At 44.1% G+C, this 17,639-nt stretch carries 13 protein-coding genes; 6 read left to right on the plus strand and 7 right to left on the minus strand.

Annotated features, from left to right (window positions below):
• Positions 1-3: 3 nt before the first annotated feature.
• On the plus strand, positions 4-909 hold the full coding sequence (locus BW980_RS07690; RefSeq protein WP_076454370.1) for a F0F1 ATP synthase subunit gamma: 906 nt from the start codon (positions 4-6) through the stop codon (positions 907-909).
• 108 nt (positions 910-1,017) lie between these two features.
• On the opposite strand, the gene BW980_RS07695 is transcribed toward BW980_RS07690, so the two are convergent.
• From BW980_RS07695 to BW980_RS07710, 4 genes are all read right to left on the minus strand, one after another.
• On the minus strand, positions 1,018-1,470 hold the full coding sequence (locus tag BW980_RS07695) for a pyridoxamine 5'-phosphate oxidase family protein (RefSeq protein ID WP_076454372.1): 453 nt from the start codon (positions 1,468-1,470) through the stop codon (positions 1,018-1,020).
• Positions 1,471-1,761: 291 nt separating this feature from the next.
• Positions 1,762-2,742 (minus strand): MlaD family protein, encoded by a 981-nt coding sequence (locus BW980_RS07700; protein WP_076454374.1) that lies wholly within the window; start codon positions 2,740-2,742, stop codon positions 1,762-1,764.
• A 3-nt stretch (positions 2,743-2,745) separates the two neighbouring features.
• Positions 2,746-3,531 (minus strand): ABC transporter ATP-binding protein, encoded by a 786-nt coding sequence (locus tag BW980_RS07705; RefSeq protein ID WP_076454787.1) that lies wholly within the window; start codon positions 3,529-3,531, stop codon positions 2,746-2,748.
• A complete protein-coding gene (locus BW980_RS07710; RefSeq protein WP_076454377.1) occupies positions 3,531-4,307 on the minus strand; it encodes an MlaE family ABC transporter permease in 777 nt (258 codons plus the stop codon). The genes BW980_RS07705 and BW980_RS07710 overlap by 1 nt, the downstream gene beginning before the upstream one ends.
• Positions 4,308-4,500: 193 nt before the next feature.
• Here BW980_RS07710 and clcA point away from each other — a divergent pair, with 193 nt between their 5' ends.
• Positions 4,501-5,832, plus strand: coding sequence for a H(+)/Cl(-) exchange transporter ClcA (gene clcA, locus BW980_RS07715; RefSeq protein ID WP_076454789.1), 1,332 nt, complete (start codon positions 4,501-4,503; stop codon positions 5,830-5,832).
• A gap of 67 nt (positions 5,833-5,899) precedes the next feature.
• On the opposite strand, the gene BW980_RS07720 is transcribed toward clcA, so the two are convergent.
• The 3 genes from BW980_RS07720 to BW980_RS07730 form a co-directional block, all read right to left on the minus strand.
• The gene (locus BW980_RS07720; protein WP_076454378.1) at positions 5,900-8,272 is read right to left on the minus strand and encodes a glycoside hydrolase family 15 protein; all 2,373 of its coding nucleotides are present in this window, start codon (positions 8,270-8,272) and stop codon (positions 5,900-5,902) included.
• Positions 8,273-8,549: 277 nt separating this feature from the next.
• A complete protein-coding gene (locus BW980_RS07725) occupies positions 8,550-9,041 on the minus strand; it encodes a DUF2271 domain-containing protein (RefSeq protein ID WP_076454380.1) in 492 nt (163 codons plus the stop codon).
• 321 nt (positions 9,042-9,362) lie between these two features.
• The gene (locus BW980_RS07730; RefSeq protein ID WP_076454791.1) at positions 9,363-10,268 is read right to left on the minus strand and encodes a DUF6607 family protein; all 906 of its coding nucleotides are present in this window, start codon (positions 10,266-10,268) and stop codon (positions 9,363-9,365) included.
• A 120-nt stretch (positions 10,269-10,388) separates the two neighbouring features.
• Here BW980_RS07730 and BW980_RS07735 point away from each other — a divergent pair, with 120 nt between their 5' ends.
• The 4 genes from BW980_RS07735 to BW980_RS07750 all read left to right on the plus strand — a co-directional run bounded on the left by BW980_RS07735 (position 10,389) and on the right by BW980_RS07750 (position 17,565).
• The gene (locus BW980_RS07735) at positions 10,389-12,515 is read left to right on the plus strand and encodes a TonB-dependent receptor plug domain-containing protein (RefSeq protein WP_076454382.1); all 2,127 of its coding nucleotides are present in this window, start codon (positions 10,389-10,391) and stop codon (positions 12,513-12,515) included.
• An 11-nt stretch (positions 12,516-12,526) separates the two neighbouring features.
• The gene (locus tag BW980_RS07740) at positions 12,527-13,951 is read left to right on the plus strand and encodes an HmuY family protein (RefSeq protein WP_245799992.1); all 1,425 of its coding nucleotides are present in this window, start codon (positions 12,527-12,529) and stop codon (positions 13,949-13,951) included.
• Positions 13,952-14,098: 147 nt separating this feature from the next.
• The gene (locus tag BW980_RS07745) at positions 14,099-14,437 is read left to right on the plus strand and encodes a hypothetical protein (RefSeq protein ID WP_139327628.1); all 339 of its coding nucleotides are present in this window, start codon (positions 14,099-14,101) and stop codon (positions 14,435-14,437) included.
• A gap of 629 nt (positions 14,438-15,066) precedes the next feature.
• Entirely contained in the window at positions 15,067-17,565 is a 2,499-nt protein-coding gene (locus tag BW980_RS07750) for a hypothetical protein (protein ID WP_139327629.1), read from the plus strand.
• Positions 17,566-17,639 lie beyond the last annotated feature (74 nt).

The raw sequence follows: 17,639 nt of genomic DNA on the forward strand, positions 1-17,639 counted from the left end.
GCCATGGATTCATTGGAAAGTTTAACGAGACAGATTACCGGAGCCAAGGAGCTCAACTCCATAGTGCGTACTATGAAGGCTATGGCCGCCGCTAATATCGGACAGTATGAAAGGGCCATGGAGTCTTTAGGGGATTATTGGACCAATGTTTCTTTGGGACTTGTGGCCTATTTAAGGCACATCGGATTGGAAAGCCCTATTGTAAAACAGGGTGCAAACCCTAAAAAAGGCCCGAAATCTATTTGCGCTATTGTTTTTGGATCGGATCAGGGCTTTGTCGGGCAGTTTAACGATGCCCTTTCGGAATACGTGCAAGAGTCCTTGTCCGCTCACCAGGGGAAAATGGAAATCTGGACCGTGGGGGTGCGCATACCTCTATTGTTAAAGGATAGGGGCATGACCGTAACCAAGGAATTCAATCTACCCAATTCCATTCATGCCATTACCGCCCTTATTGGGTCTATTTTACTACAGGTAGAAGAAAACCGCGAAAATGGAAACATAGATGAGTACTACCTTTTTCATAACCATTTGGAAAACGAAGGTTCTTATCGACAGGAAAAATCACGTCTATTTCCCCTAGATGCAAAGTGGCAACAAGAAAATGGACGCTTAAAATGGCCTTCCCAAAAACAACCCGAAGTGATAGGGGACAGTGCTAAGCTTATAGGAAGTTTAATTCGTGAATATCTCTTTGTTAGCCTATATAAAACCTGTACGGAATCATTGGCCAGTGAAAATTTAAGCAGGTTGAATGCCATGCAACGCGCAGAAAAGAACATTGAAGAATTGCTCGATGATATAGGCCACACCTATCATCGTTTAAGGCAAAGTTCAATAGACGAGGAACTTTTTGATGTAGTCTCGGGGTTTACGGCCCTTAAGAAAGACAAGAAGTTGGGAGTTTAAAACCAAGCGTATCAACTAACGGTACTATGGCAAGCTAAAGTCCGGTTTACATCTGTTTCTAGATGTAAATAGGTGTTTCCTGTCCACTAGTCCCACCAAAGCTTTTTTTTAGGTCTCGCGACGCCTACCGGTAATCTCAAGGATTTTGATTATGTATATGATAGGATTACCCCTAGAATAGGATTTACTTGAAAACTCATTGATGAATTCAACGTTTTTATGCTCTTGCCTGTGGATAATCCCCTTTATGCCTTCTATAAAGGTGTGAAGCTTCTCTTTCGCCTTTTCGCCATCAAGCTCTTCAAATTCGCCAAGGACAAGGGCAGATTCCCAATTTACCATGGAATGGATTTCTTCCACTACCAGGGAAACGGATGAATTTTTTCTCAATGCATTTACTTTATGGCCTTCCGTGGTGTAGCTTATGAGCGTATTGTCCTCAGGGTCGAAATAGTAGGTGATGGGAACCACATAGGGTTTTCCGTCTGATATATAGGCCAGATGGCCGGTGTAATTTTTTCTAAGGATACCGGTACTTTCACTAACTGAGATTTCCTTCATAAATGGGGTGTTTTATAAGTATTAGGGTTTGAATGATGGGGCATCTATTTTCTTTGGGGGAGAGAACTTCTTGTTTAAGTTAAGCTAATTATTTAATTCAGCCATCTGTTTTTCACTTATTTAGGAAGGTCTTAATTGTTTGTAGACCATTAATTACAAGGTTTTTGGTTCACAGGGATGAAGGTATTACAGTATTAAAAAACGCCCTATGATTTATATCATATCATCATGAAGCGATCATAGGGGCATAGCTTACATGCTTTGTTACTTGGTGTTTATGAGGGTGCCCTGTTATTCTTTTTGATTCTTTTCTTGTCGTTTTTCCTGTTTTTTGAAATAGCCACGGGTCAAAAAATTATGTTTTAAGGCTTCCATGTTTTCGTTGAATTTGACCAGTCCCTCATCTGCGTTCTTTACGGAGTTTTGAAGCTGGTGTACCAAGGTGGTATCCGTTGTCAAATAGTTTATGGCGCCTTTCCCTTTGTTTATCCGGTCGACTACCGCGTTGAGGTTTTTTGCGGTCCCCTCAATTTCAACGGATGCGTTTTCAAGGTTATCGATTACATTCCGGATTTTTGCCCCGGAAAGGGAGTCGCCCAATAGGGTTCCGACAACACTTTCCTTTGAATTGAAATGTTGTACAAGATCATTCAGTTTATGCATGGTCGTACGGGCATCGTTACTGGTCTGTTTCAGGTTGGCCAAGGTCTGTTTTAAGTCGTCTCCCATAAGCGTGTCATTGAGTAAACGACCCAAGGTTCCGCCTCCCTTATTGATAGAACGGGTAATATGAAGGAGCTGCTCGGTCAATAGGGCGGCATTTTCATTGGTTACGCTTAAGGTATTCATCATATCTGCAGTGGCCACTCCACTAAACGAATTGATTTCATCCCCGGATTGAACATAGGATGCTTCGCCTATGCCAGGAACGATGTTAATGATCATACTCCCCACTAGGCCATCTGAGCCGATATTGGCTATGGCATTTTTTTTGATATGTTTTTGCATTTTGGCATCGATGAGCATATCTACCTCGATCGTGGTGTCGTTGATCATTTCAATATCCTTTACCGTACCGATGCCGATACCGGCATAACGAACATTGTTGCCATTCTGCAACCCCCGTATGTTCTTAAAGGTGACCTTAAGGGTAAAGCTATTGCCGAACATGTTTTGTCGGTTTCCGATGAAATAGATGACCAGAACCAATAAGGCCGTACCTATGAGGACAAAAATCCCTAACCTAAATTTCTCCGATGCTGATTTTTCCATAATCTATTTTTTAAAGAAGGCCTCTATTTTGGGGTCCTTAGATTGTGAGAGCTGGGCGTAGGTACCTTCGGCGTAGTTGATACCATCGACCAATAAGATCATTCGATCCGAGATGACCCTGGCACAATCGACATCGTGTGTAATGATCAATGAAGAGGTGCCATATTTTGACTGTATGTTGCGCATTAATTCAATGATTTCCTTGGAGGTAATCGGGTCTAAGCCGCTTGTAGGCTCATCGTAGAGAATGATTTTTGGGCGTAAGATCAAGGTTCGGGCCAAGGCTATCCGTCTTTTCATTCCTCCCGACAGTTCTTCGGGCATCAAGTCGATGGTATGTGCCAGCCCCACATTTTCCAAGGCTTCGACCACCAAGGCCTTGGTATCTGTCTGTTTTCCGAATTTCTCCTTGTGCCGTCGTAAAGGGAACTCCAAATTCTCTCGTACCGTCATTGAATCGTACAATGCGCTTCCCTGAAATAGGAAACCGATATCGGAGCGGAGTTCATCGAGTGTTTCTCGATCTAGGTTCTTAATTTCCTTCCCCATAACCGAAATATATCCCGTATCGGGTTGTATAAGACCTACCAAGCACTTTATCATCACTGATTTTCCTGAGCCCGATTTCCCCATGACCACTAGGTTCTCGCCCTTATGCAATTTCATATGGAAGCCATTGAGCACCTTATGGCCCGAAAAACTCTTATAGAGATCTTTGATTTCCATTATTACCTCTTTTGTAGGGGATTTGGAACTATCTTTTACAGCTATGTTTTTCTCTTCTTCCATCATACGTCATAAAATATATTCGAGATAAAAACCGCTACAAAATCTATAACGAACAAGAGCAAGGAAGCCATTACTACGGCCGTATTGGCGGCAATACCGACACCTGCCGTTCCCTTTTTACTGTAAAAGCCCTTGTAGCAACCAACGATTCCAATGGCAAAACCAAAGAAGAAGGTCTTGATGGTAGCCGGTATAATGTCGGTATAGGTCAATACCTCAAAAACAGTATTGAAATAGAGCTGAAAGGAAACGTTTCCTTCTATATTTTCAACCAAGGCCGATCCGAAAAGGGCAAGGGCATCACTCACGACAACAAGAAGGGGGAGCATCATTACAGATGCCATAACACGTGTGACCACCAAAAATTTAAAAGGGTTGGTACCCGATACTTCCATGGCGTCAATCTGTTCGGTAACGCGCATCGAGCCCAGTTCCGCACCTATGCCCGAAGATATCCTTCCAGCACAGACCAGGGCGGTGATTACGGGGCCGAGTTCTCGTACGATCGAGATTCCCACCATATTGGGCATCCAAGAAACCGCACCGAACTGTATCATGGTCGGTCGTGATTGTAGGTCCAACACCAGACCTATGATAAAACCGGTGACCAATACCAAGGAGAGGGATCGATAGCCAATTTGATAACACTGCCTCAAAAACTCATTGAATTCATACGGTGGCCGCAAGGCTTCCTTAAAAAAACGAGCCGCGAAATAGGAGAGCTCACCGATCTCGATCAGCCATTGCCTTATCTTTTTTGGAGTCTTGAAGTTCAAATCTATTTTCTGAATCGGTGACGGTGCGTAACCTCAAAAGTAAAGGTCTGGCAAGGGAGTTTGGATGATTTGGGTCATGCCAAGGAAAAAAAGCATATGGGGCAAAAAGCTGATGTGGGTCATTCTTGCTGGCATAGGCAAGGTTTAATTTTGTGCCATCTCGTTTTTCTAAGGGAGAGTTTATATGAAATCAATGGGCGAAAGAAACGGAACAAGTAGTAAAGATCGGTCGGTAAACCTTGACGTAAGGAATTATAAGCTTTTGTTGAATGCCCTTTTGATAGGAGTGATCACCGGCCTTTTGAGTTCGCTTTTTAGATTGGTGCTCTCGCGGTTATCGGCTTTGAGGACAACCTTTCAAATAGGAGGGGCCGATCAGCTTTGGCAAGATTGGTTTTGGTCTATGCTTTTTACTTTTTTTGGTATATGGTTTTCGATATTCTTGGTAAAAAAATATGCGCCTGAAGCCGCGGGCAGCGGCATTCAGGAAATAGAAGGGGCCCTTGACGGTGTGCGACCTGTGAGGTGGCGTAGGGTATTACCGATAAAGTTTTTTGCCTCAATATGCTCCTTGAGTAGCGGCTTGCTATTAGGCCGTGAAGGACCGACAGTCCAGATTGGAGCCAACGTAGGGAAAATGGTGGAGGATGTTTTTAAGCAATCCGTGGAAGAAGATAACCCTTTGATCAGTACAGGGGCCGCATCTGGTTTGGCAAGTGCCTTTAATGCTCCTTTTTCGGGAATTATTTTTGTCATAGAAGAAATGAACGGGCATTTTAAGTTCAATTTTTATTCGCTTGCGGCACTTATGATCGGTGCCGGTTCTGCCGATATGGTGGTTAGGTTCTTGGTTGGAAGCGGGCCGATACTAAAAACCACGATTTTTACTTTTGAAAATTTAACGGGACTATGGCTATTTGTGGTATTCGGATTGATACTCAGCTGCATGGGAATTGCCTTTAATAAACTATTGATCGAAGCTTTGGATTTCTTTAAAAAAATAAGGATAAACCCTATTGTCATTGCTTTAAGTATCGCCTTTGTCATTACTGCCGTAGGGTTGTATTCCGAAGATATGATCGGTTCGGGATATAGCACCATTGCGAATGCTTACAACGATTCCTTTACCTTGAAATTTCTACTGGCCCTGTTTGTGGTTCGGTTTTTCCTTTCGATTATGAGTTATGGGTCAGGGGTGCCAGGAGGTATTTTTACCCCCCTTATAACGTTAGGGGTAATTTCCGGAATGCTTTTTGGCGGGATGGCCCAATATTTTTTTCCGGACCTAGTTCAAGACCCGGCTATCTTTGGTGTAGCGGGTATGGCCGGTATCTTTGCCTCGACCATTAGGGCCCCGCTTACGGGCTTGGCCCTTTCAGTTGAAATGACGGCAAACTATGAGTTGATTTTACCTTTGATTTTTACTGCGGTTACGGCTTCGGTCTGTACCACAATGCTGGGTAATGCACCGATTTACTCCATTTTGCTCAAACGAGTTTTACACAAGGGGGAGACGGCCGTTTAGGGCAGATGCTTCAGGGTAAGCGCAATGCTTCCTATGTAGTTAGGTAGAGAAGGCCCTTTCTTAAAACTCATTCGTTTTCAATACGCACCGAAAAATTTTTGCATTCCCATTTCTTCGCTTCTTTCCAATAAAATGTGAACTCCAGGGATGTGGCCTCTTTGTGGCAGGGCTGAATGTCGATAATAAATAGTCCGATATTAAGGTGCTTTGCCTGCGTTTGATAGGTGGTTTTCCAATGGTCGTCCGTCCAATGTAGGGTACAATCGGCCAAGGTCTCGACCCGTAATGTTTTTCCCTTGGGTGAGATGCGGGTTCCGTTATCAAATCGCCACACTTGGTAATCCGATATGGTTTTTTTGCATAGATACCGTTCACAGGTTTGTTCGGGCATATCAAATACCTTTTTATGGTCTATAGAAATACAGAGTTTGATGTATTCGGCATGGGCCCATGTCAGGGGCATTGCCGACCCTGTATGTCTACCCCGATATAGTCCCTTTTCGGGTATATCGTCTTTGTCCCATATCTGTTCGGGCAGTAAGCCGTTATTGGCAAAGGCATCCATAGCATTTAGGAGCTTCCGGGCCGATTCGATATGGCCCGCGGCGATTTCATAGTGGGCCCTTTCTCCTGTCAATAGGGGCCATGCCCGACCTTTTCCCGTACCGTCATAAGGATCGCCGTTTTCATGTTCCCCATAGCCGTCATTATTGTAGCGGTACCAACAGCTGCCATTGGGGGTATCGACCTTTAGTTCGGCATCGATTACTTTTAGGGTATTTAAGATTCTTTGGTCATCGGGTGCGCGAAGGCCGAACCTGACCAAGGCCAATGCGTCTACGCTGATTAGTTCGTTAATGGGCGTTTTGCCATGGTCAAAATGGTGATTTTTTAAATTGATCGTTCGGTCTCCCAATTCAGCAGCGGGAATATCGGTAAAAGGGTTAATGCGGATGTAATAGCCGTCTACCCCATGTTTTTGCGCCAAGGGCGTACCGGTCACATAGGTTCGGTATTCGATAGTATCGTTCCAGGTATCGGCTGTCTCACGACAATAGGCAGCTAAGGTTTCTTCCCCGTTTATTTCGGCCAGTTCTGCCCCGGCCAATAAGGCGGCAATTTCGGTGGCCATGGTAAAGGGCGAAAAACCACTTTCTTCTTCCCATCGGTCTTGGTCGGTATAAGGGCCGTTTATCAATAGGAAGGTAAGGGCCTTTTTGGCCAAGGGCCAATATCGTTTCATACGATCTTTTCCAATGGTGTTGCGCAAATAACCTTTGAGCATTTCCAAAATAGGCAAGGCAATTTGGTCCATTTGAATGCCGGTCCAGTTCGGTTCCCCTTGAAGCCACATATTCTGCGGCCAACTCCCATCGGCATTTTGGGTAGACATCAGATAGTTTACAATACGCGATATGTCCGCCTTGGTTTCAAGGGCGTTGAACCCACCGGCACTTTCCACAAGGTCACGGGGCCATACAACGTGGTAACCGCTTTTATCGGAGTCTCCCTTTGTGTTTCCCCAAGGAATGGAAAGGCTCGCTATAATGCCACCGGGAAAGTTTTTGGCCTCGTGCATACGTAGGGTAGCGGCACTTGTCTTAAAATTTTTGGCAGCTATTTTGGGCAAGGTATTTTGCCAGGTTTGCCACTCTTGTATGTATCGTCTTTTTGCCGAGTTAAAACCGTTTAAGATACTTGATCTGGCATGATTGGCGGCCTCTAAATGGGTACGGCCAAAACTTATGGCCAAAACAAAGTCTTTTTCGCTTATGTCTATTTCGCCGGTAAGGGCGATATTTCCATGGGAAGCACGCTCATATTGCCATTTTAATTTACGGTGTTGGTGTAAATCCGTCCATCCGTCCGAAATACCTACAAAGCCGACGGACCGATGCAACCATTTGGAGGAACAGGCCATGGCTACGGCTATATCGCCATTTTTGGCAAATAGCATTTCATCCCCCTTATACTCGCCAAGCCAACCCGAGTTGTGGCCCCCTTCATTGTTTAAATGGGGTGCGAGCAAAGCGAATAATTGAAAAGGGGATTCGGGATGGATCGGTTCGAACCTTATATGTTGCAGAATAGTATTGCGAAAAGGATCGGCAATGATTTCCTTGGTGATCTTAAATTTCCCGGAGGGATCGCTATTGACGATATGATAGGCGGGAATCCCCTCTTCGATTGTTTTTGTAAAGTGTTCCGTATCTCTTTTTTCCTCAGAAAAAAATCCATGTCCATCCGTAACGATGAGTCCCATATCACGTATACAGGCAATATCTTCACGAGGGTAGTAGGCTTCGTTCAGAATACCGTGGCTAAGGGTGAAAGTTACGTCGGAAGCCGAATTGAGGGCCTTTCCGATTCCTGATTTCGTACTAGAGCTCCATCTGGCCTCAATTCCTGGAGCACCTGGTGCTTCTCCGTTTTTAGACATATTTTGATAGGATGTATTGAGGTTTTTTATTTGCTTATGGCTTCCTGTCCATCAGCATACATTAGATAAATAGGAGCCTCAATTTTAGGCGAAAGTTACTTCTTGTTAGGGTGGTGGAACATGATTTGGATCAGTTCCTTTTGAAGCGGGCCGGAAGCAATGGCTACGTATCGAAGAAGTGGAGGCTTTTGGTAGTTAAGAGCTGAGGAAAAGAGAGCTCGCTCCTTAGTGGTATTGGGCGTTGAGGGGTGAAGTAGGGAAAGGGCCGAGGGTAGGTTTACTGAGGAAGCAAACGTACATAACGGATAAAGCCCCTACCTTTTATCTTCGATTTTAGGTTTTCGCTAGTAAGTTGAAATTCCACATCGTTTTTATAATACTCTTGGTCTTCAACGGCAGATTCAAAACGGATTTTGTAGCCCGCATCTATCTTGTCTAGGGGAATTCCCAATACGGTCATTTTACGCTGTCCACCCGTTACGGTTTCACCTACAATAGCATCGATGTCCGGTCTTTTTTTACCGTAAAGTTGTTTCCACCATTCCTCTAGGTCGCGGTACCATTCGTTATCGTCGCCTTGTACATACAGGGTTTCTACGTATTCTTCCTTGCTGTTGAGCAAGGATACTACGATATAGGCTCCTTCTCCCGTATAATTCGTCAGTTGGATCAGACATTTGTAACCGATTCTTTCCTGGGGAAAGGTAAAGCTGGTCAATCCCACTAGGCATAGGGTAAAAAGGACAAAGGGTAGATATCGTTTTTTCATGTTTTTTGTGTTGTAGGAGTCAGATACTTATTACAATAATCAGTTGGTGTTGTATGTGTTTTCAGGGCCTAAGTGATAAGCAATGTCCATAATTTGGTTTTAGCGATTATATGCCCCCGTATGTCAAACGATATGCTAAACGGGAAGGTTTTTGACCCAAGGAGGGGCCGCAACGAAAGGGGGTGTCTTCCTTTGCGGCCATGTCAGATTCTAGGGCCGAAATTTCCTTATGGGCGCAATCGAAGAACATCGTTTTCGAGATAGCTTACCAATTGGAAAATAATGGGGGCATAAACCGCATACAGTCCTTTTGTTTTACCTCTATTTTACAAATGATTCGATTACTTTTTCTATATGCTTCTTTTTTACCATGTCCTCATCAAAGAGATACTTGTAGAGAACTTTGTTGTCTACTTTTTCGGCGAGGTGCAAATCTGTTTTACGAGCAAAAACCTCGTCCCACTTCGTACGAACTATGGCCCATTTTTTTGCATTGGACTCCCACCACTCGGCGCTAGGGGCGCAGCGCGAGTCATCTACCTTTACATAGGTGTTATAGCCTTTTTCTTTGGCGATGATGACATCTTCTTGCCCTTTTTGCCGCAAAATTTTAGCGTTGTCTTGGTCATGTACCCAACCGTAGTCGGTTATTTCGTGCCTATTGCCCCGTAGGGTCAAATTGTAATCGCCTCGGGTGGTGTATTCCCTACGGGGAAGGGGGGCGGGGGTTGTGTTTTCCCAGTAACTTTTTCCATCTACATGCACCCATGTGGCGGAGCCTTCGTATCTGGGACTATCATCTACTTGATACACTTTTTGTGTCCATTGTCCCGTTACCTCTTCTTCTGTTTTTTGTTGGTAGACCCATTCATTATCGGCATTGTACAGATAGAGGTCCCTGTTTTCAAATAACCAATCTTGACGCCAGTGCTTAATGATCATAGGGTCGGCGGGATTTCCTACCTGTAGGATATGCTGTATGGATATTTTATCGGACTCATCGGTTACGAGCTGCGCCCACTCAAGGCCCTTGTCGATCTTGGTTTTTGAAGGCTTGTACAGGGAGTCCTGACTATAGTTGAAGGTTTCGGCAAAATTGAAGCTTACCTCGTAACAGCCACACATTTTTTTTATGGCTTCGGCATCTTGTTCTTTTTTGTCTTTTTGGGCACTTCCTTGAAAGCTTATAGCGGTACAGGCAAGGGCTAGAAAAAGGGATGTTTTCATGATGATCATAATTTATTTTTTGGTCAAATGTTTCAGCCGCAAAATTATAAAATTTATTTAGACTGATTAAAAATAATACATATATTTGCTCACTATTAAGAATCAATCTAAACAATATTCATGTCCCTTCGCGTATCGTTTACCGTGTTATCTACCCTTTTTTGTGTTACCATAAATGCCCAAGAACAGCGCGATTCTACAGGTACGACAGCGTTGGAAGAAGTTGTGGTAACCGGACAGTACCATAGGCAGAGTGTCGATAAATCCGTATTTCAAGTAAAGGTTATCCCTCGTCGGGTTATCGATAATCTAGCGGCGAACAATTTGGCCGATGTACTGAACCAAACCTTGAACATCAATATTGTTCCGAATCCTTCAAGTGGAAAAAGTGGGGTTCAGTTATTTGGATTGGACTCACAGTATTTCAAGATTTTGATAGACAATGTGCCCCTGATCAATGATGAAGGTCTAGGGAATAATACCGACCTGACACAATTGAACTTAGATGATGTGGAACAGGTGGAAATTGTAGAGGGCTCTATGGGGGTACAATACGGATCGAATGCCGTATCGGGTATAATCAATATAATTACGAAAAAATCTTCCGCCTATAAATGGCAGATTAACCCCTATGTTCAAGAAGAGACTATTGGTAGTGAATATGGATTTGCCCATAAGGGACGCCATATCCAATCCTTGAAAGTGGGGCATAACATTTCGGAAAAGTGGTATATGAACGGCACCTATACCCGCAACGATTTCGCCGGTCACTTCGGAGATCGAAAGGGTCGGGATTACGAACGGAACGACGGTCATAGGGGACATGAGTGGTTGCCCAAATTGCAGAACAATGCCAAAGCCCTTGTGCGTTATAATGGTGATGGCCTTAAGGCTTTTTACAGGTTCGAGTATTTTGACGAGGAAGTTTCGCTATATGACTCACTGGTGCGTACCAATCTAAATTCGGCCACTCAAACCACGAACCCTACCGCATCCGATGAAATCTTCTTATCAAAACGCTTCAACCACCACTTCAACCTCTCGGGAAAGCTTACCGAGACCATAAATTATGACGCTTCATTCTCATATCAGCAACAAAAACGCGACGTTGAAACCTATAATTATAGGATCAGGTCAAATGAAAAGTTTGACCAAGAGTCTTTTGAATATGAGTCCCGTAAAGGGTTTTATTCTCGGGGAACCCTCAATAACCTGTTTCGAAATAGGTGGTCTAATTACCAGTTCGGATACGAGGTGAGTGCGATTGATGGTTATTCTTCTTCGCTGGCGGGCGATTTTGAGACAGACCATATCAAACGACGATTGGAATCGTACGATGTATTCGCCTCGGCCGAGTACGTAGTAAGCAAAAAGTTTTCCGTACGGCCTGGGGTACGCTCCCTTTTTTCTTCAAAGTTCGACCCTCAGACCGCCTTCTCTTTAAGTACGCGCTATCTTTTTGAGAACGCTTATCAATTGCGCGCGGTACTAGGCACTTCACCTAGGAGTCCTAATTACGATGAATTGTTCTCCTATTTCGTAGATATCAACCATGACCTTAGAGGCAATGAAGACCTGGATCCCGAGCGGGGTTACTCGGCCTTTTTACATTTAAAAAAGGAGTTTTGGGCGGAAGATAGCGCATGGTCCTTAAAAAGTAAACTATCCGCTTGGTACCTTTCCGTAGATGATCGAATAGAGTTGACGATCGTCAATACCAATCCCTTGGCTTTTCAGTACAACAATATTGACAGTTATAAGACATGGGGGCTCTCTTATACGAATACGTTATCTTATAATAAGCTGCAACTGAGCGGTGGCATCTCTTTCTCCGGGCAATCCAAAAACTTGGAAAGTCAGGAAGATTTCAATGATGACTACCTCTATTCCGTACAGTTGAATGGAAACCTATCGTACCGTCTTCCGAAGTGGAATACCGTTTTTTCGGCATACTACAAGTTCACGGGGAAGCAATATCAGTTTTTACAAGATCAGAATGAAGAGGGGGAGGTCATCTTTATCAAGGGGGAACAAGATCAATACGCTTGGCTGGATGCTACCGTAAAAAAATCTTTCTACGACAACAGACTTCAGCTAACCCTTGGCGCTCGAAACCTCATAGACATAACCCGGGTGAACACCGTTTCGGGTGGGGGAGGGACCCTCCATTCGAACGCTACAAGTAGCGTTTTACTCGGTTATGGAAGGTCATACTTTTTAAAACTATCGTACAATCTTAATCTCTAATTACTATACTTATGAAAATCACCATCAAACCTATTTTAACCCTTTTGCTTCTTGTGTTGGTCTCGGCCTGCAGTTCTGATGATGCTACTGTTGTACAGGAAGATTTTGTTGTCGCTTTTGAAAATCCGTCAGTGAGTTTCGGGGCCTCGGAAGACGAAAAAAATATCGACCTGGTGTTTTCAACGGCGGCACCGGAAAACGGTTCTGTAGAAATTTCGTTTACGGGTACCAATGCCACCTATGGCGATACCGAAGATTTTGTAACGGTACCTGCCGCTGTGAACGGGGTCGTTACCCTAGATATCGCAAGTGGGGCAGAGCGTGCTTCCTTTGTTTTTAAGAAGTTAAAAGATGCAGTTGAAGGCACCGAGAAATCGATAACCCTAGAGATAAGTGCTGTTCATCTTTCCGATGGTCTGTCGAATGGAACCACAAGTATGCAAGTGGCCTTTGAAGAAACTGCGGCCCTTGGAGGTCAAATGGCACCTGAGGTAGGAGGCCCCAATGAGCCGAATCAGGTCTACATTGACCTTAGTGCCCAAAACCAAAGCAGTATAAGTCGTGAAGCCTGGGACTTGGCATTTTATAATGGGGATGCGTTTAGGGTAGCCATTAACAGCTCCCTTTACATGGCTGTGGCCGAGCATGATGAAATCGATATCGATGCCGTTACGGCGGAGCAGGTAGCCGGGCTTCAGGCCAGTGTGGCCGTTGGGACCTTTGATGCGGCCAATACGGCATATGTAGATGTGCCCAGTGGTGATATCAAGGGAACGGCCATTAAAGAAGTATCCGAAGTCGATGCGGCGAACAAAGTGTATTTGCTCAACATGGGATCAAAAATAGGTACGGAAGAACCGGAAACCGGTGGGGTGAATACTTCAGGTGATTCCCGTGGATGGATGAAAATCAGGGTGCTGAGAAACGGTAACGACTATACCTTGCAATATGCCCGTCTTGAGGACACCACGCATAAGGAAATAAGTGTTTCCAAGGATGCGGCATTCAATTTTCAATTTGTCAGTCTTATATCCGATACGCTCGTTAGTGTTGAACCCGAAAAGGATAAATGGGATCTCAATTTTACGGTTTTCACCAATGAGATTGAAGGGTATGGGTCTTATGGCTATGCCGATTTTGTTGCTACCAATAGCAAAGGCGAGGTTTCGGCCTATAAGGTAGATGCCGAAAGTAAGCCTTACGAGGAATTTACGATATCCGACATTGATACGGAAGCCTTGGACACCGACCAAAGAGCTATTGGAAGCAGTTGGCGAAATGGAGGCGGACCAGGAACCCTGCCTTCCTTAAAAGAAGATGTATTCTTTATCGTAAAGGATGGCGATGGCAATTACTATAAATTGAAATTTACGGCTTTGGTAAATGAAAGTGGTATTAGGGGATACCCCGCTTTTGAGTACACACTTCTTCAATAGCCCTTGACCTTAAGTCTGTTTGAAAACATTGAAACCGGACATGGACAGGTGTCCGGTTTTTTTAACCTAAAAAAGTGTAGAACAGCTGCGAACACAGTGACTCAAACTAAACGAAATAGTTTTTATGAATCAATAAATAGGATAAAAATGGAACTACTATATCAAAATGGTTATGGAGCGATGTATAAAATGAAGAATACAACAACGGGGGTGCACGAACTGCAAATGATTGTAGATACCGTAGGCGTGTTTATGTCTAGGGACGACCTAGACCATCTTTTGGGCATTGTTCGTAAATCTAACGAACCCTGTACCTGTGCCGATTGTGGAGGGAATCATTGCAATAAGATTTGGTGCTCCAGTCCTTTGGTCGATATCTGCTTAAAAGTCGACGAAGCTATTATTGACCATATGGAAGACCTGATCCAAGGGGCCCAGTTTATGTTGGATATGGATGCTACCTTAGAGAAATACCGATTAAAATAAAGCTGATACCACAAAAAAGCAGTGTCAAACACTGCTTTTTTATTGGAGATGGGGTAAACCATTAATACTTGATTCCCGGTGTGGGCTGCATGGCCGTTTCTATATGTAGGGTATTTGTTCCCTTTGAAAGACTTTCCAAGGGACCTACTTTGGGGTGGGCTCCTATTCTTCTACTTCGATTGAAATCCCCGTTTACTCGATAATCGAGATTAAATGCGCCCAGGCTTGCCTCAAAATCAAGGTGTATTCCTTTTAAGGCCTTGCGCGCTTGCCCTGAGGTAGTTTACTATAATAGAGAAGTGGGACTTATCGGCTATATTCTGTTCGGCACACCGGATCCTTAATGTAATGGAGCGTACTGTCTATACAAAAATGCCGACGGTCCATACAAATTAACTCCGCAAGATTCGGGAGTCCGTATATATTTGATTCGTTGATTTCCGTGATACGGTAATTGACAAGACCAACCACCTTCCTTACGATACAAGCCGATTCTTAAGCGCTTGATGCAGCTTTCTCCCGATTATTCCCCCTAGAAAATTTTAAGGTCCAATGCCCTTATCAATTAGGTATTACGGACTTCGAAACATAGGAAAAAGGATAATAATCTATATAAAAATGAAAGTGTTATGGTAAAATCATCATCTAAACAGATGCTTTATGGTAAGGTATCTAGTAAAAAGGACGGTAGCTCGTTAGAAGGCTTGGCCGTAGAATTGGTAGACGGGAATCTTCTTAAAATGAAAGGGATAAAACCGGCAATAACCGATAAGCAAGGGCGGTTCAGTTTGGCCGTTGAAAGCTCGAAAAAGGAATCGGAAGAACCCAAGGGGTATTTGCAAGTGTTGAACAAAGACGGGGCGCCCATTTTTGTTTCTGACTCCGAAATTTTTTCTAAAGGGGGCGGCTTAGACCAGATTGAGCTTGTCGTACCCGATGAGGCGATACAAGCGGCATCTTACGACTTCTCAAGGTTTCAGTTCAAATCATTGGTAGGCATCAACCCGAATTATTTTGGGGCCTTCGAAAAGCTAAAGCTACCGTTAAAGGTACCGGTCATACAGCCAAAGAAGGGAGATACCAAGTATGAAGAACTGGAGTGCATAGGGCTCTATCCTGAAACCGACGAACTCGAGGCGGTTTTCAAAGTGAAACTGCCTTACGGATATGGAGGTGAACTATGCGGCTCTGGGAGTAAGGAATTTGTTGCTTTTTATGTGGACTATGGTTCGGGATTTGAACCTGTAGGCCCGGCGGTTTCGGTAAGCGCACATAACCTGGGGGCGGCCCGAAAAGGCCCCTTGTGCTATGCGGTAAAACAGGTTGTGGATTTCGAGAAAAAGAGCTGCAAAACGCCTTACTTGGTAAAGCTAAGGGCTATTTTAAGTTGGAATACCCCGCCAATGGGTCCCAATTATATACCTACTTGGGGTAATGTAAAAGAGGCTTGGGTACAAATTAACCCAAGTAAAAAAGCATGGGAAATCCTTACGGGTGATTTCAAGGAACTAAGCCTTGTAAAATCGTATAGCGACTTGCAACACCTCAAGGAAGAGCTTATAGAAAAAATGAAAGCTTCGCTTGACTATAACAAAAAAGGACTTGATGAAGATCGTATCGACTTTAAGGAAAATATCTTAAAGAACCCGAATTATTACGCCGGAATGGCGGATGAAAACGAGATCCAGAATGCCTATGACCAAATCCATATGCTACCGCCCGAGATCTTGGAAAAATTTAAGCCAAAGTTGATCGACCCCAAATGGCTGTTTCCGATAAAACCCTTAAAGTACAACACTTCGTTTGAGGAACTGAGCTGTGTAGGTCTGTTCCCCGAACAAAATACGCTAGAGGCCGTAGTAGCGGTAAAACGCCAAAATGGTTATAAGGGGGATCTGTGTAGCTTAGGTAGTGAAGAGTATGTTGCCTTTTATGTCGATTGGGGCGATGGGCTGGGCTATCGCCACGAGGGTACCCGATTTTTTAAGGTACATGACATCCCAAGAAACGTAAACCCCTTAATGTATGCGGTCAATCTTCGGGTAGACGATATGGATAGAAAGTTGAAGTCATGTAAGGTAGAAAATATAATAAAGGTAAGGGCCATCCTCAGCTGGGAAGTCGCACCTACCGGACCGAACTATAGACCTGCATGGGGGAATGTCAAGGAATGTCGCGTTCAGGTAAGGACATATGATGGGGCCAATAATCAATGCGAGATCCAACATGTGAACAAGGTCTTGGTAGAAGATATTAATACCGATGGCTATGCTCGTAAATACATCAACAGTACGACCTTATCGCCCAATCTGTTCGACCGTCCGTTTGGAAATATTATAGCGATCTGGGGCCACATCAATGTGCCGACAAGCAAGTATTTTCGAATGCTTTTCCGGAAAGAGAGCGAAAGTTCATGGACTGTAGTCGAGGACGGAAGAAGGTATAAGCAAGGACTGTTCACCATAGGCCTGCGCCTACCCGATGAAAACGGATGGTTCCGTATAGATGAATACAATTATGATTTGGGGAATTATAGCGATACCCCTCTGGCGAATTGGGCCTCGGGAAGTAGAACGGGAAAATATCGCCTGCGTTTAGAGTGTGCTGACGCCTCAAAAACACCGATTCAATCTTGTGAGGTCTCGGTTTTCTTAGACAACCAAAACCCGGAACATTATGGCTTTACCGATAGCCCCATACCACAATTGGGACTTACCGTAAAGAACAGTTCGGGTGAGGTAAAAGAATGTGGCAAGTACAAAGGAGCTGAAAAAGTACTGGTTTATGGTAATTTTAAAGATGACCACTTCAACGAATTTTCGTTAGAGATATTTGGTGGGAACTTGCCCTCTGCAGGTAAAAAGATAACCCCTGCCGTAAATCGCTACGATGAAGGGGGCAAACTCGATACCAATGGGATTGTAGGAGCTAGCGATCCGGGAAAAGGCAAGCTGTTGATGACGATCGACAATATGGCTTCCGCTCCTATTAATTCCAATGTTGATTGTGCCTATGGAATACGAATGGTAACTTCGGATAGGGCAATTCTGGGAAGTTTTTCTGGCTATGTCTTTAGAAGTACCTCACATTCCAAGGCGTCTTATGTAACCTTTAACTGGGCGCCATAAGAAACGCGTTATGATTAATGAAAGGGCCAACTCCGATATATTGGGGTTGGCCTTTTTTGTTTATCGGTGGTGGC

Origin of the sequence: Zobellia uliginosa, assembly GCF_900156625.1 — a bacterium.
In the GTDB taxonomy this organism is placed as follows: Bacteria; Bacteroidota; Bacteroidia; order Flavobacteriales; family Flavobacteriaceae; genus Zobellia; species Zobellia uliginosa.

Excerpts from the sequence above, each read along its gene's own strand:
- BW980_RS07690 (WP_076454370.1), top strand. The coding sequence starts at position 4 with ATGGATTCATTGGAAAGTTTAACGAGACAGATTACCGGAGCCAAGGAG.
- BW980_RS07695 (WP_076454372.1), bottom strand. The coding sequence starts at position 1,470 with ATGAAGGAAATCTCAGTTAGTGAAAGTACCGGTATCCTTAGAAAAAAT.
- BW980_RS07700 (WP_076454374.1), bottom strand. The coding sequence starts at position 2,742 with ATGGAAAAATCAGCATCGGAGAAATTTAGGTTAGGGATTTTTGTCCTC.
- BW980_RS07705 (WP_076454787.1), bottom strand. The coding sequence starts at position 3,531 with ATGGAAGAAGAGAAAAACATAGCTGTAAAAGATAGTTCCAAATCCCCT.
- clcA (WP_076454789.1), top strand. The coding sequence starts at position 4,501 with ATGGGCGAAAGAAACGGAACAAGTAGTAAAGATCGGTCGGTAAACCTT.
- BW980_RS07720 (WP_076454378.1), bottom strand. The coding sequence starts at position 8,272 with ATGTCTAAAAACGGAGAAGCACCAGGTGCTCCAGGAATTGAGGCCAGA.
- BW980_RS07725 (WP_076454380.1), bottom strand. The coding sequence starts at position 9,041 with ATGAAAAAACGATATCTACCCTTTGTCCTTTTTACCCTATGCCTAGTG.
- BW980_RS07730 (WP_076454791.1), bottom strand. The coding sequence starts at position 10,268 with ATGAAAACATCCCTTTTTCTAGCCCTTGCCTGTACCGCTATAAGCTTT.
- BW980_RS07735 (WP_076454382.1), top strand. The coding sequence starts at position 10,389 with ATGTCCCTTCGCGTATCGTTTACCGTGTTATCTACCCTTTTTTGTGTT.
- BW980_RS07740 (WP_245799992.1), top strand. The coding sequence starts at position 12,527 with ATGAAAATCACCATCAAACCTATTTTAACCCTTTTGCTTCTTGTGTTG.
- BW980_RS07745 (WP_139327628.1), top strand. The coding sequence starts at position 14,099 with ATGGAACTACTATATCAAAATGGTTATGGAGCGATGTATAAAATGAAG.
- BW980_RS07750 (WP_139327629.1), top strand. The coding sequence starts at position 15,067 with ATGGTAAAATCATCATCTAAACAGATGCTTTATGGTAAGGTATCTAGT.